18 protein-coding genes are annotated in these 18297 nt (G+C 73.6%); 6 read left to right on the top strand and 12 right to left on the bottom strand.

The window, feature by feature from the left end; all coding sequences use genetic code 11:
- Positions 1–20: 20 nt before the first annotated feature.
- The 7 genes from recX to ACFY04_RS26535 all read right to left on the bottom strand — a co-directional run bounded on the left by recX (position 21) and on the right by ACFY04_RS26535 (position 4948).
- Positions 21–587 carry a recombination regulator RecX gene (gene recX / locus ACFY04_RS26565; RefSeq protein WP_301366004.1) on the bottom strand — a complete coding sequence of 189 codons (567 nt, stop codon included), beginning with the start codon at positions 585–587 and terminating at the stop codon, positions 21–23.
- A 3-nt stretch (positions 588–590) separates the two neighbouring features.
- On the bottom strand, positions 591–1700 hold the full coding sequence (recA, locus tag ACFY04_RS26560; RefSeq protein WP_301366006.1) for a recombinase RecA: 1110 nt from the start codon (positions 1698–1700) through the stop codon (positions 591–593).
- Positions 1701–1918: 218 nt separating this feature from the next.
- Positions 1919–2812, bottom strand: a complete 894-nt coding sequence (locus ACFY04_RS26555) for an SMI1/KNR4 family protein (protein WP_389120259.1) — start codon at positions 2810–2812, stop codon at positions 1919–1921.
- Positions 2809–3138 carry a deoxyxylulose-5-phosphate synthase gene (locus ACFY04_RS26550; protein ID WP_389120256.1) on the bottom strand — a complete coding sequence of 110 codons (330 nt, stop codon included), beginning with the start codon at positions 3136–3138 and terminating at the stop codon, positions 2809–2811. Before ACFY04_RS26550 ends, ACFY04_RS26555 begins: the two co-directional genes overlap by 4 nt.
- Positions 3139–3230: 92 nt before the next feature.
- Complete coding sequence (locus ACFY04_RS26545; protein ID WP_389120253.1) at positions 3231–3677, bottom strand: hypothetical protein; 447 nt, start codon at positions 3675–3677, stop codon at positions 3231–3233.
- Positions 3678–3766: 89 nt separating this feature from the next.
- The gene (locus ACFY04_RS26540; protein WP_389120251.1) at positions 3767–4219 is read right to left on the bottom strand and encodes a hypothetical protein; all 453 of its coding nucleotides are present in this window, start codon (positions 4217–4219) and stop codon (positions 3767–3769) included.
- A gap of 105 nt (positions 4220–4324) precedes the next feature.
- Positions 4325–4948 carry a class I SAM-dependent methyltransferase gene (locus ACFY04_RS26535; RefSeq protein WP_389120248.1) on the bottom strand — a complete coding sequence of 208 codons (624 nt, stop codon included), beginning with the start codon at positions 4946–4948 and terminating at the stop codon, positions 4325–4327.
- A gap of 123 nt (positions 4949–5071) precedes the next feature.
- Here ACFY04_RS26535 and ACFY04_RS26530 point away from each other — a divergent pair, with 123 nt between their 5' ends.
- The gene (locus ACFY04_RS26530; RefSeq protein ID WP_389120247.1) at positions 5072–5827 is read left to right on the top strand and encodes a Clp protease N-terminal domain-containing protein; all 756 of its coding nucleotides are present in this window, start codon (positions 5072–5074) and stop codon (positions 5825–5827) included.
- Here ACFY04_RS26530 and ACFY04_RS26525 read toward each other — a convergent pair.
- Positions 5781–6986: an AI-2E family transporter gene (locus ACFY04_RS26525; RefSeq protein WP_389120519.1), complete on the bottom strand. Its 1206-nt coding sequence runs from the start codon at positions 6984–6986 to the stop codon at positions 5781–5783. The two genes, ACFY04_RS26530 and ACFY04_RS26525, sit on opposite strands and share 47 nt — an antisense overlap.
- Positions 6987–7097: 111 nt before the next feature.
- Positions 7098–7292, bottom strand: a complete 195-nt coding sequence (locus tag ACFY04_RS26520; RefSeq protein WP_033217375.1) for a DUF3046 domain-containing protein — start codon at positions 7290–7292, stop codon at positions 7098–7100.
- Positions 7293–7373: 81 nt separating this feature from the next.
- On the opposite strand from ACFY04_RS26520, the gene ACFY04_RS26515 reads away from it, so the two are divergent.
- Entirely contained in the window at positions 7374–8375 is a 1002-nt protein-coding gene (locus ACFY04_RS26515) for a hypothetical protein (RefSeq protein WP_389120245.1), read from the top strand.
- Here the strand turns inward: ACFY04_RS26515 and ACFY04_RS26510 are convergent.
- From ACFY04_RS26510 to ACFY04_RS26500, 3 genes are all read right to left on the bottom strand, one after another.
- Positions 8344–8652 carry an AzlD domain-containing protein gene (locus ACFY04_RS26510; protein ID WP_030010743.1) on the bottom strand — a complete coding sequence of 103 codons (309 nt, stop codon included), beginning with the start codon at positions 8650–8652 and terminating at the stop codon, positions 8344–8346. The two genes, ACFY04_RS26515 and ACFY04_RS26510, sit on opposite strands and share 32 nt — an antisense overlap.
- Positions 8649–9338, bottom strand: coding sequence for an AzlC family ABC transporter permease (locus tag ACFY04_RS26505; RefSeq protein WP_389120516.1), 690 nt, complete (start codon positions 9336–9338; stop codon positions 8649–8651). Before ACFY04_RS26505 ends, ACFY04_RS26510 begins: the two co-directional genes overlap by 4 nt.
- A gap of 172 nt (positions 9339–9510) precedes the next feature.
- A complete protein-coding gene (locus ACFY04_RS26500) occupies positions 9511–10353 on the bottom strand; it encodes an AraC family transcriptional regulator (RefSeq protein ID WP_389120244.1) in 843 nt (280 codons plus the stop codon).
- An 81-nt stretch (positions 10354–10434) separates the two neighbouring features.
- Between ACFY04_RS26500 and ACFY04_RS26495 the strand changes: the two genes are divergently transcribed.
- From ACFY04_RS26495 to ACFY04_RS26480, 4 genes are all read left to right on the top strand, one after another.
- Positions 10435–15024 carry an ATP-dependent helicase gene (locus ACFY04_RS26495; protein WP_389120242.1) on the top strand — a complete coding sequence of 1530 codons (4590 nt, stop codon included), beginning with the start codon at positions 10435–10437 and terminating at the stop codon, positions 15022–15024.
- A gap of 155 nt (positions 15025–15179) precedes the next feature.
- Positions 15180–15851 carry a hypothetical protein gene (locus tag ACFY04_RS26490; protein WP_389120240.1) on the top strand — a complete coding sequence of 224 codons (672 nt, stop codon included), beginning with the start codon at positions 15180–15182 and terminating at the stop codon, positions 15849–15851.
- 447 nt (positions 15852–16298) lie between these two features.
- The gene (locus ACFY04_RS26485) at positions 16299–17093 is read left to right on the top strand and encodes an Fpg/Nei family DNA glycosylase (protein ID WP_389120238.1); all 795 of its coding nucleotides are present in this window, start codon (positions 16299–16301) and stop codon (positions 17091–17093) included.
- 90 nt (positions 17094–17183) lie between these two features.
- Positions 17184–17954 (top strand): SDR family NAD(P)-dependent oxidoreductase, encoded by a 771-nt coding sequence (locus tag ACFY04_RS26480; protein WP_389120237.1) that lies wholly within the window; start codon positions 17184–17186, stop codon positions 17952–17954.
- Positions 17955–18297 lie beyond the last annotated feature (343 nt).

Here is an 18297-nt window from a genome sequence, read left to right as displayed (position 1 = left end):
CCCACCCCGGGCCCACCGGCTCACTCCCCCGGGTACCCGAGGTCGTCGGCGTCCTCGCCCTCCGTCTCCAGGGCGCGGCGCACCACCCGCAGGGCCATGCCCTCCGGGTATCCCTTGCGGGCGAGCATCCCGGCGAGGCGCCGGATCCGCTTGTCCCGCTCCAGGCCCCGGGTGGAACGGAGCTTGCGCTCCACGAGTTCCCGGGCGGTCTGCTCCTCCTGGTCGGAGTCCAGCAGCTCCAGGGCCTCCTCCACGAGGGTGGCGTGCACCCCCTTGGTCCGGAGCTCCTGGGCCAGCGCCCGGCGGGCCAGGCCCCTGCCGCGGTGCCGGGACTCGACCCAGGCACCGGCGAAGGCCGCGTCGTCGATCAGGCCCACCTCCTCGTACCGGGAGAGGACCTGCTGCGACACCTCCTCGGGAATGCCCCGCTTGTGCAGGGCGTCCGCGAGCTGGCGCCGGGTACGCGGGCTCCCGGTGAGCAGGCGCAGACAGATCGCCCGCGCCTGCTCCTCGGGGCTCTGGGGCGGCAGCTCCGAACGGCCCTCACGGCCGCCTCGGCGCTCGCCGCCCCCTTCCTGCTCCCGCACGGGTCAGCTCTTGGCCACGGCGGCCTTGGCCGTCGTCTTGGCCTTCGATGCCGGGGCGGGCACGGCGGTGGCCGCGGCGTCGGCCGCGTCCGTACCGGCTTCGGCGGCGGCGTCCTTGCGGACACCCACGCCCAGCTTCTCCTTGATCTTCCGCTCGATCTCGTTGGCGAGGTCGGGGTTGTCCTTCAGGAAGTTGCGGGCGTTCTCCTTGCCCTGGCCGAGCTGGTCGCCCTCGTACGTGTACCAGGCGCCGGCCTTGCGCACGAAGCCGTGCTCCACGCCCATGTCGATCAGGCCGCCCTCGCGGCTGATGCCCTGGCCGTAGAGGATGTCGAACTCGGCCTGCTTGAACGGGGGCGCGACCTTGTTCTTGACGACCTTGACGCGGGTGCGGTTACCGACCGCGTCCGTGCCGTCCTTGAGGGTCTCGATGCGGCGGATGTCGAGGCGCACGGAGGCGTAGAACTTCAGCGCGCGACCACCGGTGGTGGTCTCGGGCGAGCCGAACATCACACCGATCTTCTCGCGGAGCTGGTTGATGAAGATCGCGGTGGTCTTGGACTGGTTGAGCGCACCGGTGATCTTCCGGAGTGCCTGGCTCATCAGCCGGGCCTGGAGACCGACGTGCGAGTCGCCCATCTCACCCTCGATCTCCGCGCGCGGCACGAGGGCCGCCACGGAGTCGATGACGATCAGGTCGAGGGCACCGGAGCGGACCAGCATGTCCACGATCTCCAGCGCCTGCTCGCCGGTGTCCGGCTGCGACAGGATGAGGTTGTCGGTGTCGACGCCGAGGGCCTTCGCGTACTCGGGGTCGAGCGCGTGCTCGGCGTCCACGAAGGCGACGGTGCCGCCGGCCTTCTGCGCGTTGGCCACGGCGTGCAGGGTCAGGGTCGTCTTACCGGAGGACTCCGGGCCGTACACCTCGATCACACGGCCGCGGGGCAGCCCGCCGACGCCGAGGGCGATGTCCAGCGCGGTCGACCCGGTGGGGATGACCTCGATGGGGTCGTTCGGCTTGTCGCCGAGGCGCATGACCGCACCCTTGCCGAATTGCCGTTCAATCTGTGCGAGAGCGGCGTCGAGAGCCTTCTCGCGGTCGGTGCCTGCCATGGGTTCCACCCGGTTTGCTTGAGTCGATCGCTTCACGTCACTGACGCTAATGCCTGCCACTGACAATGCGCCTCCACGAGCGTTTCGGCTGTGGATAACTCATCAGAATGGATGTTCGATTTTCCTGTCAAGCGCGCCACTCTCACCGGGCCGCCCCGCCGGCCTCGGCACCCTCCTCGGTGAGGTGACCCGCACCGTCCGCCACCACGGGCGCCGGGCTACTCGTCCTCGTCCGTGACCGTGTCCCAGGCCGCCAGCGGGGTCCCCGCTGCGGTCAGGACCTCCAGCACCCGGCATTCCATGAGCTCGGCAGCGGCGAAGAGCCGCCGGCGGACGTGCTCCGAGTCTTCGGGCGGGAAGCCGATCCGGATCTGGTGGGGGCGGGACGCGTCGTAGGTGAGCAGCCAGTCGGTGTCGACGGTCGCGAAATGGTCCTGCCCCGTCTCGTCGTGCTCCGATCGCCACGTGCCCCGGTCCGTGGTGGGGGCCAGTGCCGCGCGGAGGAGCCTCAGCCGCTCTTCGTGGGGCAAGGGCCCCTCGGACAGGCGCAGGCACCGGTCGACGCGGGGCCGGAAGGCGTTGAACCAGGGCGCCAGGTCCGGCTCCATGGTGCCGAGCAGGCCGGAGCGGACGCGGCCGGCGGCCCAGCCCTCGATGAACCCGGCCGCGCCCGTGCGGTGCGTCTCGTACCAGCCCTCGCTGCTCCACACGACGACGGGCCACTCCTCGGGCGCCCCGCCGGTGAGCCAGCACAGCCGATCGGCGTCCATGGTGGTACCCCAGATCAGCAGCCCTCCCGGCGCCGGGTGCAGCGGGTACGGGTAGCGCTCCCGGTCCGGTTCGGGCGATCCCGGCGGGTGAGTGCGCTGCCACTCGATGCCGTTGTACTCGCTCGTGCCGAACGGTGTCTGCAGGTAGAGGAAGTCGCAGAACTCCCCCCATCCGTAGGTGGCGACCAGCCGCTTGTAGTCGTCGGGCAGCCGTACCCCGACCGCCGTCTCGGCGGCGTTCCAGTCGCCACGGGCGTCGACGGGCACGGTCGGCGGCGTCACGAGCCGCGCCAGGGTGTCGCCGTACCCGGCCTGCCCGGCCTGTCCGGCCTGCCCGGTCACGGCAGGTCGCGCAGTACGAGCGCCTCCGCGAAGGGCCTGCCGGTCCGCTTCGCGTACGCCATCCGCTCCCGCACCTCGTGCAGGGTGCGCGGCCGGTAACCCGGTCCGCCGCAGCAGCTCTTGTGGAAACGCACACCCGCGTTCAGCAGTACGCCGAGCGTCCGCCATGCCGCGGCCTCCCGGCGCCGGGGCACGGCGAAGGCCGAGCCCGCATGGACCAGGGTTCCCGCACACCGCGGGCAGATCCGCTCCCGGTCCCTGTCGTAGGGCTGCTTGTACGAGGCCCGGCAGGGCAGGCAGACGTAGGAGGTCTTCGCATGAGCCACGCCGGCAGGGTAGGCAGCATCCCGCGCCGGGATCGACACGATTACCGGGGCCCCGGGGCCCCGGACGTCGCGGTGGACCGGCGCAGGGGGCCTCAGTCGCCGGAGAAGCCCCAGAACCGGATCTCCTCCGGCCTGCCGTGAGCATCGTGCAGGACCGCGCATCTGCCGACCCACCGCCGGTCGGCAAGCGGTTCCATGAGCTGCACGTGTGCGCGCGTGAGGCGGTCGGTCCCGGTCAGCCGGTACGCCTCGGCAGGCTGGACGGGCTGCACGGTGCCGTGGCCGGGAGACTCACCCGGCCGCACCATCCTGTGCATGTCCAGGATCGAGTGCGTCCCTCCTCCTGGACCTGCTCGTCCTCCCACCAGCAGGCCGATCGTGGACGGCCGGCCTCTGGCCTCCCCTGCCTCGTCCTCGTCCTCGTCCCAGGGATCCCAGTGGTAGTCGTGCTCCTCGAAGACTCTCTGTCTCAGGGCATCCAGCGCCGCTCCGAGATCCTCCTGGCAAGGAACGCAGTACTCCCACCCCGACGCACCCACGACAGCCCCGCCTCCGCATCCGGTACCGACACTCCGGCGGAAGCCAGCAGCAGCCACCGACAAGGGCTCTGTCGGCTACGCCGGCTCCGTCACTTGTGCGCCAGGGCCGCCTTGATCATCGTGACGGTGCTCACCAGCTTGGGGAGGCCTTCCGTCTGGACCCCCGTGATGCCCCGGGAGACCTGGCCCCCGTCCTTCTTCGCGGCCCCGTCGGCGCATTCGCCCGCCCCCCGCCTGAATCCGCCGAGGGCCTCCTTCCAGTACCGCTGGGCGGCTTCGTCCGGGATCGGGTCGAGCTTCTCGGCCTTGGCGGTCTGGGCCAGCAGGTCCTGGCAGGCGGGCCCTTGGACGTCGATCGTGCGCATGCTCACCTCGTTGACCCGGCCGGCGTCCTCGTTCAGCTTCCTGATCTGGGCCTCGCCTCCCGAGCTGTACCACTCCTCCAGCCGCTCGGCCGGGGTCTGGGAACAGCCTCCGAGCAACAGCGTGACGGCTGCGGCGGAGACGACGGCGGTGACGCGGGTCGCTGCGGGGACACGCACACGGAATCTCATGGAACCTGGAACCCCCCTGGATCGGTCCGACCGATGCTGCCAGGGACGCTCCGGGCCCGTGCACCTCGTGATGGTTTCGTGACGGGTCGTCGGTCAGAGGGAGATCGCCGTCCCGAGGGATTCGGCGCACAGGAACTTGGGCGCGCCCTCCTCGTAGAAGACGTCGAGGGCGGTGATCGTGAATCCCGCCGCCGCCACCAGGTCCGGGGCGGAGCGGGTGAGGTGGCAGCCGCCCAGGAGCCGCATGTTCAGCGGTTCGAGCCGTCGCTGCAGGCGGCGCACGCGCCAGTCGCCTTCCGGGGCGAGCCCGTGTTCGACGAAGTGCAGGGTCCCGCCGGGCTTGAGTACGCGGCGCAGCTCGCGCAGGGCGGCCACGGCGTCCGGGATGGTGCACAGCGTCCAGGTGGACAGCGCGGAGTCGAAACCGCCGTCCTCGAAGGGGAGCGACTGGCCGTCCAGGCCGGCCCGCCGGACGGGGACGCGGGCGCCGCGCACGCGCTCCGCGGCCAGCCGCCACGCGACGTCGGACGGCTCCACCGCCGACACGCCTGTGACGGCCTGCGGGTAGAAGGGGGCGTTGTGCCCCGCGCCGAAGCCGATCTCGACGACCTCGCCCGCCAGCCCCGCGCAGACCCTGCGGCGCAGCGGCCGGGCCATCCTGGCCCCGCAGGCGACGTTGAGGATCCGCGGCACTGCCTGCTCGGCGTAGAATCCCATGGCGGCCTCCGCGTCTCGCCCCTCCTCCTCAGGATGGCACCGCGGCCCCGCGCCCACGAACGCCCCACCCGAGTGACAACCCAGGGTTGACACTCGCCGAAGTGTCAACCTACGGTTGCACTTATGACGAACCCTTCGGTGGAACCCGTTCGCATGACCAATCCGGTACGCCTCGACGACCTGATCGAGGCCATCAACAAGGTCCACACCGAGCCCCTGGAGCAGCTCAGCGGCGCCGTCGTCGCGGCAGAGGCTCTCGGGGACGTCGCGGACCACCTCATCGGCCACTTCGTCGACCAGGCCCGCCGCTCCGGCGCCTCCTGGACCGACATCGGCCGCAGCATGGGCGTCACCCGCCAGGCGGCCCAGAAGCGCTTCGTCCCCAAGGCGGACAAGGAGGGCGCCGGCGGCCTCGACCCGAACGCGGGCTTCGGCCGCTTCACCCCCCGCGCCCGCAACATCGTCATGACCGCCCAGAACGAGGCCCGCGCCGCCGGCAACACCGAGATCCGCACCGAGCACCTGGTCCTGGGCCTGCTCGCCGAACCCGAGGGCCTCGCCGGGTACGCCCTGCGCGCCCAAGGGGTCGCGGCGGACGACGTACGCGCCGCCGTGACCGCCCTGCTGCCCCCGGCCCAGCCGGAGGTCCCCGACCTGATCCCCTTCGACGCGTCCGCGAAGAAGGCCCTCGAGCTCACCTTCCGCGAGGCCCTTCGCCTGGGCCACGACTTCGTCGGCACGGAGCACGTCCTGCTCGCGCTCCTGGAGCTGGAGAACGGCGAGGGCCCGCTGAGCGGCCTCGGTCTGGACAAGGCCGCCGTCGAGACGACCGTCAGCGAAGCCTTGGCAGCCGTACGCGTCGTCGCGGACGAGAAGTAGAGGAATCCGCGTCCTGGGTCAGTTCGTAGCGCTTGACGTACGCACCCAGGAAGGCCTGCAGCGTGGCGACGGCCGGGATCGCGATGAGCGCCCCGACCGCGCCCAGCAGGGCGGTGCCCGCGATGACCGATCCGAAGGCCACCGCCGGATGGATGTCCACGGTCTTCGAGGTCAGCTTCGGCTGGAGGACGTAGTTCTCGAACTGCTGGTAGATCACCACGAAGCCCAGTACGTACAGCGCGTACCAGGGGTCCACGGTGAAGGCGAGCAGGACCGGCAGCGCGCCCGCGAGATAGGTGCCGATGGTGGGGACGAACTGCGAGACCAGCCCCACCCACACGGCGAGCGCGGGCGCGTACGGCACCCCGAGGACCGCCAGCACGATGTACGTCGCGACACCGGAGATCAGAGCCATCAGCCCGCGCGAGTAGAGGTAGCCGCCCGTCTTGGCGACGGCGATCTCCCAGGCGCGCAGCACCTCGGCCTGCTTCGCGGGCGGCAGTACGGAGCACAGCGCGCGCCGCAGCCGCGGTCCGTCGGCGGCGAAGTAGAAGGAGAACAGTCCGATCGTCAGGAGCTTGAAGAGTCCGCCGAGCACCGTGGCGGAGACGTCGAGCACGCCGGACGCGCTGTTCTGCACGTACTTGCGCAGCCAGTCGGAGCGCAGCACGCTCTCCTGGATCTCCAGCCGGGACAGTTCGGTGTGGAAGGTGGAGTTGATCGCTTTGATCACCGAGTCGAGATAGCCCGGGAAGCCCTCGACCATGGCGACGATCTGCCCGGCGAGCAGCGAGCCGAGCAGCGCGAGGAAGCCGGCGGTCACGACGAGCACCGCGAGGAACATCACGAAGGTGGCGACCCCGCGGCGCATGCCGCCGGCCGCCATCCTGGCCACCGCCGGTTCGATCGCGAGCGCGAGGAAGAACGCGATCAGGACGTTGACGAGGAGGCCTATCAGCTGGTGGAAGGCCCAGCTGCCGAGCTGGAAACAGGCCACGAGGGCCAGTACGAGGATCACGGCGCGCGGTAGCCAGCGCGGCATGCGCGCGTCGTCCGCGGCGGGGGCCGCACCGGACGGCGGTGGAGCCGGCGGCGCGGGCGGACCCGGCCGGCCCGGCTGACCCGGCTGACCCGGCGATTCCGGCTCCTCCGCCTGCACCGGCGGTGTCACTCCCCGCGCGTCGGCGGACTGGTCGGTCGTCTCTTCGCTGGCTGCCACGGCGCCAAGTCTGTCCCACCCGCGCCCGCCACCGCGAAACAGCGCACCGGGTCAGCGCAGCGACGCGGGCACGTCCATCGCCGAACACACCGCGCGCCACACGTCCTTGGTCTCCCAGCCCGCGTCCAGCGCCTGGTGGACGGTCCGTCCGCCCAGCTCCGTCATGACGTGGTCCCGCGCGAAGGAGTCGGCATAGCCCGCACCGAAGTGCTCCGCCATCCGTTCCCAGAAAATCGTCAACCGCATGCCCCCAGTATCCCGCCCCGGGAGAGTGCACCGCCCGCGTTCGGGCCTCCCCGCCGCACCACCGCGTCCTAGGTTGCACGCATGCCCGGAGACGAAGCTTCCCCGCAGACCCCACACCCCTCGCAGACCCAGCCGTCCCCCCAGCCCCCGCAGACCCCGCTGGCCCGCGCCGAGGGGTTCATCTGGCTCACGGCCCGCGTGCTGGAGCAGCGGCGGTTCGCGTTCCACTTCCTCGGCGGGGACGCCGACCCGGTGGACACGGCCCTCGGTTCGTATCTCAACGCCGACGGAGGCTACGGTCACGCACTCGATCCGGATCTTCGCGGTCCGCTCAGCCAGCCCCTGCACACCGCGCAGGCGCTGCGCGTGCTCGACAGCCTGGGCCGCTGCGCCGGGCAGCGCATCGAGCGGCTCTGCCGCCACCTGACCGGGGTCTCCACCGCGGACGGCGCGCTTCCGGTGGTCTTCCCGGCCCCCCGCGACTATCCCGCGGCCCCCTACCACCCGATGCACGACGACCCGCCGGGCGAGCTGCTGACCACGGGCCCGGTCGTCGGCGTACTGCACCGCAACCGGGTCTGGCACGCCTGGCTCTTCCGGGCCACGGACTTCTGCTGGGACCGGGTCGAGAACCTGCGCCACTCGCACCCGTACGAGGTCCAGAGCGCGGTGGCCTTCCTCGACGGCATCCCCGACCGGGCACGCGCGGCGGCGGCCGCGGACCGGCTGGGCCGGCTGGTGCGCGAGCAGAAGCTCGTGGTGCTCGATCCGGTGCGGCGGGCGGAGTACCCGGAGGCGCCCGGCTACGCGCCGGGCGAGCGGCTGTACCCGCACGACTTCGCCCGGCGGCCGGAGTCGCTGGCCCGCGGCTGGTTCACCGACGCGGAGCTGCGCCGCTCACTGGACTTCCTGGCCTCCGAGCAGCAGCCGGACGGCGGCTGGCCGGTGCGCCGGCGGGCCTGGGCGCCGGGGAGTTCGCTGGAGCGGCGGCCGATCGCCACCCTGGAGGCCCTGCTCACCCTGCGGGCGTACGGGCGCCTGCCCGCCGAGGTCAGCCCCCCAGGGCCCGTACCCCCGCGGTGACGACGACGGCGGCCGCGACCACGACCAGGAACGGGGCGCGCAGCAGCAGCGCCAGCCCGGCGGCCGCGAGTCCGGCGGCGCGGGCGTCGACGACGAGGGCGGACCCGGTGCTGAAGGTCTGCTGGGCGGTGAGCGCGGCGAGCAGGGCGACCGGCAGCAGGGCCGCCAGGCGGCGCACGAGCGGCCGTTCCAGGGCCCCGGCGGGGACGAGCAGCCCGGCGAGCTTGACGGCGTAGCAGCCGACGACGGTGAGGCCGATGGCGATCCAGACGTTCACGAGCGGCGCCCCTTCATCCACAGCACGACGGGGGCGGCCAGGGCCGCGATCAGCACGGGCACCCCGGCGGGCAGTACGGGCAGGAAGCCGAGCCCGAGGACGAGCGCGAGGGCGGCGACGGCCCGCTCGGTGGAGGTCTTCAGCATCGGTGCCAGCAGCGCCAGGAACACGGCGGGTCCGGCGGCGTCCAGGCCCCACGCCCTCGTGTCCCCGATCGCCTCGGCGCCGAGCGCGCCGAGCAGGGTGGTGAGGTTCCACAGCACGTAGAGGGTGAGCCCGGTGACGGTGAAGCCGAGCCGGGCCGACTTCCGGTCGGGCTGGGCCAGCGCGACGGCGGTGGTCTCGTCGATCACCCAGTGCGCGGCGAGGGGCCGCACGGGGCGGGGCAGCTTGAGCAGCTGCGACAGGCGCAGTCCGTAGAAGGCGTTCCGGGTCCCGAGGAAGAAGGCCCCGGCGGCGGCGGTGAACGGGTTCCCGCCCGCCGCGAGCGCCCCGACCAGGGCGAACTGCGAGGCGCCGGTGAAGACGAGCAGGCTGAGCACACAGGCTTGGAGGGTGCTGATGCCGGCCCCCGCGGCGGTCACGCCGAAGGCGAACCCGGACAGTCCGACGGCCACGCCGACCCCGAGCGCGTCGCGTACGACGGCGGCGCGCGGCCGCTCGTCGGGCGCCGGTGTCTCACATATCTCTGGTTCTGTGACCAGCTGGTTCTCTCGCACGCTCCGAAGCTACGGGGTGCCCGCCGGGTGGGTCTTGTACGTTCTTGCGCGCGCCCGGCGTCAGTCGCGCCGCCGCACGGGTTCCCCGAGCAGCGCGGTCAGCTCCCCCTCGACGGCGGCCGACACCATGACCGGCACCCTAGACGGCCCGCTCCCGCCGGTACGCGCCGGGCGGCACCCCCACGATCCGGGTGAAGTGCCGGTTCAGGTGCGGCTGGTCGGTGAAGCCCACGGTGACAGCCGCCTCCGCGGGGGCCGTGCCCGCGTCGAGAAGCCGGCGCGCCCGCCGGACGCGGGCGTCGGTCAGCCAGGTGTGCGGCGGCATCCCGTACCGCTCGCGGAAGGCCCGCAGCAGGGCGAAGGGGCTCGTGCCCAGCTCCGCGGCGAGCTGCTCCAACGACGGCGGGGCGGCCATCCGCTCCTGCAGGACGGCCCGGGCGGCCTCCGCGTCGGCGCCGCCCGCGCCACGGACCGTACGGGCGGGCATCGGTCCGGCGTGCCGGGTCAGCATCCGTGCCACCAGGCCCCGCAGCAGCGTGTCGGCGGCCAGCGCGTTCCCCGTCTCGGCGGCCCGGTGGATCTCGGTGATCGTCCGGGCTCCCTGCGGGTCGGTGACCATGTCGGTGGTGAAGCCCGGGGTGCCGCGCAGGATGCCGATCTCGTCGGCGACCTCGACGATCAGGCCGCGCGAGGGGTAGAGGGTGGCGTAGGCCCAGCCCTCGGGCACCCCGGCGCGCGCGGTGTGCGGTACCTCGGGGTTGATCAGGACCACACTGCCCGGTCCGGCGTGCACGACGTGGCCGGGCAGCCCCACCTCCTCGACGCCGCCGGTGACCGCCGCGAGGACGTACCCGTCGTGGGCGTGGCGCGGGAAGGTGTGGCGTACGTAGTGGGCGCGCAGCAGGTCCAGCCCCGGCAGTTCCGCGTACTGCCAGTGCCGTGCCCACTCCCGGCGGCCCCCGGCGCCCTCGTCCGTCCCCATCCCCCCATTCTGCGCCCCCGCGCCGACTCACGTTTCCCCAGGTCCGGACACGTTGTCAGTGGCCGGGTGCACGATGGGGGCATGGCAGGCGCTGCGCTCGACTCGTTCTCCCCCGCGACCCGCTCGTGGTTCACGGGGGCCTTCGTCACGCCCACCGACGCGCAGGAGGGCGCGTGGCGGGCCATCGGGAAGGGTTCCGACGTACTGGTGGTGGCTCCCACCGGCTCCGGCAAGACCCTGGCCGCGTTCCTCGCCGCCCTCGACCGGCTCGCGTCGACCCCGCCGCCCGCCGAGTCGAAGAAGCGCTGCCGCGTGCTGTACGTGTCGCCCCTGAAGGCGCTGGCCGTCGACGTGGAGCGCAATCTGCGCAGCCCGCTGACCGGGATCCGCCAGGAGTCGGTCCGCCTGGGCCTGCCCGAGCCGGACATCCGGGTCGGGATCCGCTCCGGCGACACCCCGCCCGCCGAACGGCGGGCGCTGGCCACCCGCCCGCCGGACATCCTCATCACCACGCCCGAGTCGCTGTTCCTGATGCTGACCTCGGCGGCCCGGGAGGCCCTGGCCGGGATCGAGACGGTGATCCTGGACGAGGTGCACGCGGTCGCGGGGACCAAGCGCGGCGCCCATCTCGCCCTCTCCCTGGAGCGGCTGGACGAGCTGCTGCCGCGCCCGGCGCGCCGGATCGGACTGTCGGCGACGGTCCGGCCGGTGGACGAGGTGGCCCGGTACCTGGCGCCGCGCGGCAAGGTGGAGATCGTCCAGCCGCCGTCGGCCAAGGAGTTCGACCTGTCGGTGGTCGTCCCGGTGCAGGACATGGGCGAGTTGGGCGGCTCCCCCGCGACCGAGGGCAAGGAGGGCGGGGACAAGCCGTCGATCTGGCCGCATGTGGAGGAGCGGATCGCCGACCTGGTGCAGGCGCACCGCTCGACGATCGTGTTCGCCAACTCCCGTCGGCTCGCCGAGCGGTTGTGCAACCGACTCAACGAGATCGCGTACGAACGCGCCCTGGGCGAGAAGCTGCCGGAGGGCAAGCCGCCGGCCGAGATCATGGCCCAGTCGGGCGGCGCCCTGGGCGCACCGCCGCTGCTGGCCCGCGCGCACCACGGATCGGTGTCCAAGGAGCAGCGGGCGCTGGTGGAGGAGGACCTGAAGGCGGGCCGGCTGCCCGCCGTGGTCGCCACCTCCAGCCTGGAGCTGGGCATCGACATGGGCGCGGTGGACCTGGTGGTGCAGGTGGAGTCGCCGCCCTCGGTGGCCTCCGGGCTGCAGCGGGTGGGCCGGGCCGGGCACCAGGTGGGCGCGGTCTCCACCGGGGTGGTCTTCCCCAAGTACCGCGGCGACCTGGTGCAGGCGGCGGTGGTCACCGAGCGGATGCGCACAGGGGCGATCGAGTCGCTGCGGGTGCCCTCCAACCCCCTCGACGTACTGGCGCAGCAGCTGGTCGCGATGGTCGCGATGGACACCTGGCAACTGGACGACCTGCTCGCCCTGGTGCGGCGGGCGGCGCCCTTCGCGGCGCTGCCGGAGTCGGCGTTCACGGCGGTGCTGGACATGCTGGCCGGGCGCTATCCGTCGGACGCGTTCGCCGAGCTCCGGCCGCGTGTGGTCTGGGACCGGGTGGCCGGGACGGTCACGGGCCGGCCGGGTGCCCAGCGCCTCGCGGTCACCTCGGGCGGCACGATCCCCGACCGCGGTCTCTTCGGTGTCTTCCTCGCGGGCTCCGACCCCAAGAAGGGCGGCGGCCGGGTCGGGGAGCTCGACGAGGAGATGGTCTACGAGTCCCGCATCGGGGACGTCTTCACCCTGGGCACCACCTCGTGGCGGATCGAGGACATCACCCGCGACCGAGTCCTGGTCACCCCGGCCCCCGGGGTGCCGGGCCGGCTGCCGTTCTGGAAGGGCGACCAGCTCGGCCGGCCCCTCGAACTGGGCCGCGCGGTCGGCGCGTTCCTCCGGGAGCTCGGCGGCCTGAGCGACGAGGACGCCCGGCTGCGGCTGCTGGCCGCCGGCCTGGACGCCTGGGCCGCCGAGAACGTGCTGGCGTACCTCGCCGAACAGCGCGAGGCCTGCGGTCACGTCCCCGACGACCGGACGATCGTGGTCGAGCGGTTCCGCGACGAACTGGGCGACTGGCGGGTCGTGGTCCACTCCCCGTTCGGCGCGCAGGTGCACGCCCCGTGGGCACTGGCGCTGGGCGCCCGCCTCGCCGAGAAGTACGGCATGGACGCACAGGTGATGCACGCGGACGACGGAATCGTGCTCCGGCTGCCGGACGCGGACCTGCTGTCCGTGGACCTCCTGGACCACGACCCGGCCGCCGCGCACGGGTTCGAGTTCGACGACGAGAAGGCCCCGCTGGGCGCGGCCGATGTCGCCTTCGACCACGGTGACATCAACCAGATCGTCACCGACCAGGTCGGCGGCTCCGCGCTGTTCGCCTCCCGCTTCCGCGAGTGCGCGGCCCGCGCCCTGCTGCTGCCGCGCCGGAGCCCCGGCCGGCGCACCCCGCTGTGGCAGCAGCGCCAGCGCGCCTCCCAGCTGCTCCAGGTGGCCTCGGAGTTCGGCTCCTTCCCGATCGTGCTGGAAGCCGTACGGGAGTGCCTCCAGGACGTCTTCGACGTGCCCGGCCTGACCGAGCTGATGGGGGACATCGAGGCGCGCCGCGTCCGGCTGGTCGAGGTCACCACCCCGGAGCCCTCCCCGTTCGCCCGTTCCCTCCTCTTCGGGTACGTGGCCCAGTTCCTCTACGAGGGGGACTCGCCGCTGGCCGAGCGCCGGGCGGCCGCCCTGTCGCTGGACTCCCGGCTGCTGGCCGAGCTGCTCGGCCAGGCGGAGCTGCGCGAACTGCTCGACGCGCAGGTGCTGGAGGAACTGGAGCGGGAGCTCCAGTGGCTCACGGAGGACCGGCGGGCCAAGGATCCCGAGTCGGTGGCCGACCTGCTGCGCCTGCTGGGCCCGCTGACGCAGGACCAGTTGACCGAGCGCGGGGCGGATCCGGACTGGGCCCGCGAGCTCGCCGCGGCCCGCCGCGCCATCCCGGTCAGGATCGGGGGCGCGGACCACTGGGCGGCGATCGAGGACGCGGGCCGGCTGCGGGACGCGCTGGGCACGGCACTGCCCGTCGGTGTCCCGGAGGCGTTCACCGAGCCGGTCAAGGACCCGCTCGGGGACCTGCTGGCCCGGTACGCCCGCACCCACGGGCCCTTCACCACGGCCACCGTCGCCGCCCGCTTCGGCCTGGGCGCGGCGGTGACCGAGGGCGCCCTGCACCGGCTGGCCGCGGCCAGCCGGGTGGTGCAGGGCGAGTTCCACCCGGCGGGCATCGGCCAGGAGTGGTGCGACGCGACGGTGCTGCGCAGGCTCCGCCGCCGCTCCCTCGCCGCGCTCCGCCAGGAGCTGGAGCCGGTGCCGCCGACCTCGCTGGCCACCTTCCTCCCCCAGTGGCAGCACCTGGGCGGAGCCCTGCGCGGCCTCGACGGGCTGGCCCGGGCGGTGGAACAGCTCCAGGGCGCCCCGGTCCCGGCCTCCGCGCTGGAACGCCTGATCCTCCCGTCGCGGGTGAGCGGGTACTCCCCGGGCCTGCTGGACGAACTGACCACCGCGGGCGAGGTGGTCTGGGCGGGCGCCGGCGCCCTCCCGGGCAAGGACGGCTGGGTCTCGCTCTATCTGGCCGAGGCGGCCCCGATGCTGCTGCCCCCGCCGCACCCGCTGGAGCAGAGCCCCCTCCACCAGGCGGTCCTGGCGTCGCTGGCGGGCGGGTACGGCCTGTTCTTCCGGCAGATCGCGCAGTCGATCCGCGCCGAGTTCCCCGAGGTGTCCGACGTCGCCCTCTCCGAGGCCGTATGGGATCTGGCCTGGTCGGGCCGACTCACCAACGACACCCTGGCCCCGTTGCGCTCGCTGCTCGGTTCGGGCCGCACGGCCGGCTCGACGGCCCACCGGGCCCGGCGCACCGTCCCCCGCGGCCGGTACGGCACGCTCAGCGCGACCGTGTCCCGTACCGGCCCGCCCACGGTCTCCGGGCGCTGGTCCCTGCTGCCGGCCGTGGCCCCCGACCCGACGCACCGGGCCCATGCCCTGGCCCGCACCCTGCTGGACCGGCACGGCGTGGTGACCCGCGGGGCGGTCGCCGCGGAAGGGGTGGAGGGCGGCTTCAGCGCGGTCTACCGCGTCCTGTCGGCCTTCGAGGACAGCGGCCAGGCACGCCGGGGCTATGTGGTCGAGGGGCTGGGCGCGGCCCAGTTCGCGATGGACGGCGCGGTGGACCGGCTCCGGGCCGCCGAGCGGACCCCGCCCCCGCTGGCGGCGGTGGTGCTGGCGGCCGCCGATCCGGCGAACGCGTACGGCGCGGCCCTGCCCTGGCCCGAGCCCCCGGCCGGGGCCACCCACAAGCCGGGCCGCAAGGCGGGCTCCCTGGTGGTCCTGGTGGACGGGGAGCTCATCCTGTACCTGGAGCGCGGCGGCAAGACCCTGCTGGCCTGGCCCGCCCCGGAGGACCCCCGGCTCACGGCGGCCACGGCCGCCCTGGCGGGCGCCTCCCGCGCGGGCACGCTCCCGGCCCTCACGGTGGAACGGATCAACGCAGCGGCGGCCCTGACCTCTCCTCTGGGCCCGGCCCTGGAGGCGGCCGGGTTCCACGCCACGCCGAGGGGGTTGCGCCTGCGCTCCTGACAGCCGCAAACGGTCCCGACTGTGCCACTCACGTCCTGAACATGTCACAAAGCCGTCGCTGGCGGCTTCCCGGCTGGCCGATCTGCTTATTGATCCTTTATCAAGATGATCACAGGCGTTGCACTGGCAATGCACAGTCATGGGGGACGAGAAGAGTGAGCACCATCAGCATGCGCAACACCGCCCTCGGCGCGGTCGGTCTGGCCGTCGTCGGCAGCCTGGTCCTGACCGGCTGCAAGAACGGCGACGAAGAGCTCCCGGCACAGCCGGCCACGTCCAGCCCCGGCGGCACCTCGCCCACGCCCGGCGCCTCGGCCAGCCCTTCCGCCGGCGGGAGCGCGGCCCCCGCCGGCGCCCCGGGCACGGCGAAGCCGGGCCAGGTCTTCAAGATCGGCGAGGCCGCGGAGATCCCCTACGACTACGGAGACTTCAAGGGCAGCCGGCTCGCCCTCACCGTCACCGCGATCGAGCAGGGCACGCCCGCCGACCTGGAGGGACTGAACCTCGGCGACAAGGCGAACGGCAAGGTCCCGTACTACATCCGCTACACGGTCAAGAACATCGGCACCACGGACATGTCGTACGCCTCGGTCGGCCACGTCAGGGGCCTGCTCGGGGACGGCACCGAGGCCCAGAGCCTCGCGGTCATCGGCAAGTTCGAGAAGTGCAGGGAAGAGTCCATGCCGAAGGGCTTCGCCAACGGCCAGACCCAGACCAGTTGCGCGATAGCCCTGGCCCCGTCGGCCCAGGTGAAGGTCGCCGGCGCCGAGTACTGGGGCAACCCGTACAACGCCATGAGCAACGGCAAGGGCATCACCTGGAAGTAGCCCCACCGCCGGGCTCCGCCCGGCCGGCAGGCCCCGGCACGAACGCCAGCCCCGGGCCCATGGCGCCCGGAGAACAGTCCACGCACTCCGCCACACCCGTCCCCGGGCACCCGATCCGGGGACGGGGCCGCCGCAGCCGACCACAGGCGCCCACCGAGAGCCGGGGCCACGTCCACGCCCGGACCCGGGCTGGCAGCTTCACCCGGTGCGGAGCGCGCCCGGCGGGGAGCGGCCGCCGCAACCGGCCCACGGATCCGCACAGACACCCCCTAGGGGCGGAACCACGTCCCCGCCCGGACCCGGGTCGGCAGCTTCACCCGGTGCGGAGCGACCCCGGCGGACCGCGGCAGTGCCGCACCCGGCCCCGGGCGCCCGGTCCGGGGCCGGGCCCCTGCCGACCCCGCGCGGAGCGCCGCCGCAGGGGGCGGGCGGCGGCACAATGAATCCATGCCCGAAGGCGACAGCATCCGGCGCGTGGCGACCCGGCTCCACACCGCCCTCGCAGGCCGCGCACTCACCCGCAGCGACCTGCGCGTCCCCCGCCTCGCCACCGCCGACCTCACCGGTCGCGTCACCCTCGACGTCACCCCCCGCGGCAAGCACCTCCTCGCCCGCTTCGAGGGCGGCCTCACCCTGCACAGTCACCTCCGGATGGACGGCGCCTGGCACGTCTTCGCCTCCGGCGAGAAGTGGCGCGGTGGCCCCGCCCACGAGATCCGGGCCGTCCTCGGCACGGCCGACCACACCGCCGTCGGCTACCGCCTCCCCGTCCTGGAGCTGATCCGCACCGCCGAGGAGGACCGGGCCGTGGGCCACCTCGGCCCCGACCTCCTCGGCCCCGACTGGGATCCGGCCCTCGCCGCCGCCCACCTCCTCGGCGCCCCCGAGCGCGCCCTCGGCGAGGCCCTGCTCGATCAGCGCAACCTCGCCGGGATCGGCAACATCTACAAGGCCGAGCTCTGCTTCCTGGCCCAGGTCACCCCGTGGACCCCGGTCGGCGAGCTCCCCGAGTCCGTTCTCCCCCGGCTGGCCGCCGCCGCCCACCGGCTGCTGTCCGCGAACACCGGCGAGCGGCCGGGCCCGCGCAACACGACCGGCAGCCGCCGCCCCGGCCAGGACCTCTTCGTCTACGGCCGCACGCACCGCCCCTGTCTGCGCTGCGGCACCCCCGTCCGCGAGGCCCCCCAGGACGGCCGCCCCACCTACTGGTGCCCCCGCTGCCAGCAGGGCCCGACACCCTGAGGGCGCTCCCGCAGGCCCTGTCTCCGAAGTCCCGGACCCGACGGAGCACACCGATTGACGGTCCGTCAGATACGGTCGTACGGTCCGGTCATGCCCACACCCACAGCCCCGTACGGCCTCACCGGCCGCACCGCCCTGGTCACCGGCGCCGCCAGCGGCATCGGCCGCGCCACCGCCGTCCTGCTCGCCGAGGCGGGCGCGCACGTGCACTGCGCGGACCGCGACGAGCAGGGCCTCGCCGAGACGGCCGCCCTCGTAGCCAAAGCCGGCGGCGCCGCCACCGTCCACCCCCTCGACGTCACCGACCGGGCCGCGCTCCGGGCGGCCGTCACCGCGGCGGGCCCGCTCGACGTCACGGCCGCCATCGCCGGAGTCATGCACACGAGCAGCGTCCTGGAGACGACCGACGAGGACCTCGACCGGATCCTGGACATCAATTTCAAGGGGGTCCTGCGCACCTGCCAGGAGGCCGCCCGTTCCATGATCGCGTCGGGCCGCCCCGGCTCCCTCATCACCATGGCCTCCGGAGCCGTGGACGCCGCCCAGCCCGGCCTGCTCTGCTACAGCGCCGCCAAGGCCGCCGTCGTCCAGCTGACCAAGACCCTCGCCACCGAGGCCGGCCCCCACGGCATACGGGTCAACGCCGTCGCCCCGGGCTGGATCCGCACCCCCATGACCGGCCGCCACAGCCCCGAGGTCCAGCAGCAGACCGAGGCGGCGATGGTCCGCATGTCCCCGCTGCGCCGGGTCGGCGAGCCCGAGGACATCGCCCGGGCGGTGCTCTACCTGGCCTCGGACGCCTCGTCCTTCATGACGGGTCAGATCCTTCGCCCGAACGGTGGGGTGTCCATGCCCTGGTAGCCCCGTCGGCCGCCCGCAGCGCCTTCCGCCGCGCCTTCCGCACCGGGCCCGGCACACAGTGCACCGGCAGCAGGCCCAGCCCCCAGCCGCCCACCGCCACCGCGCCCTCCACGGCCCCGGACTCGGCGGGCGCCAGGACCAGCCGCAGCACGGCCCACCACCACAGCGCCCCCACCGTCAACGCGAGGACCGACACCGCGGGTATGCGCAGCAACCGCCGCACGACTGCCTCCCAGGGGCCGGAACCCGGACGGCCCCATCCTCCCGCACCCCCCGCGCCCCCGCACCCAGAACGGCCGGGAGCCCCGGCCGGTGCACCAGGCACCGGCCGGGGCTCCGGCCA

This window comes from Streptomyces sp. NPDC001549, from assembly GCF_042894025.1.
In the GTDB taxonomy this organism is placed as follows: domain Bacteria; phylum Actinomycetota; class Actinomycetes; order Streptomycetales; family Streptomycetaceae; genus Streptomyces; species Streptomyces kutzneri.
The sequence above is the reverse complement of the archived record's forward strand: the minus strand, read 5'-3'. Positions and strand labels throughout refer to the sequence as shown.

Excerpts from the sequence above, each read along its gene's own strand:
- ACFY04_RS26520 (WP_033217375.1), bottom strand. The coding sequence starts at position 7,292 with ATGCGGTTGACGATTTTCTGGGAACGGATGGCGGAGCACTTCGGTGCG.
- ACFY04_RS26500 (WP_389120244.1), bottom strand. The coding sequence starts at position 10,353 with ATGGGGACGGACGAGGGCGCCGGGGGCCGCCGGGAGTGGGCACGGCAC.
- ACFY04_RS26535 (WP_389120248.1), bottom strand. The coding sequence starts at position 4,948 with ATGGGATTCTACGCCGAGCAGGCAGTGCCGCGGATCCTCAACGTCGCC.
- ACFY04_RS26515 (WP_389120245.1), top strand. The coding sequence starts at position 7,374 with ATGCCCGGAGACGAAGCTTCCCCGCAGACCCCACACCCCTCGCAGACC.
- recA (WP_301366006.1), bottom strand. The coding sequence starts at position 1,700 with ATGGCAGGCACCGACCGCGAGAAGGCTCTCGACGCCGCTCTCGCACAG.
- ACFY04_RS26480 (WP_389120237.1), top strand. The coding sequence starts at position 17,184 with ATGCCCACACCCACAGCCCCGTACGGCCTCACCGGCCGCACCGCCCTG.
- ACFY04_RS26495 (WP_389120242.1), top strand. The coding sequence starts at position 10,435 with ATGGCAGGCGCTGCGCTCGACTCGTTCTCCCCCGCGACCCGCTCGTGG.
- ACFY04_RS26485 (WP_389120238.1), top strand. The coding sequence starts at position 16,299 with ATGCCCGAAGGCGACAGCATCCGGCGCGTGGCGACCCGGCTCCACACC.
- ACFY04_RS26530 (WP_389120247.1), top strand. The coding sequence starts at position 5,072 with ATGACGAACCCTTCGGTGGAACCCGTTCGCATGACCAATCCGGTACGC.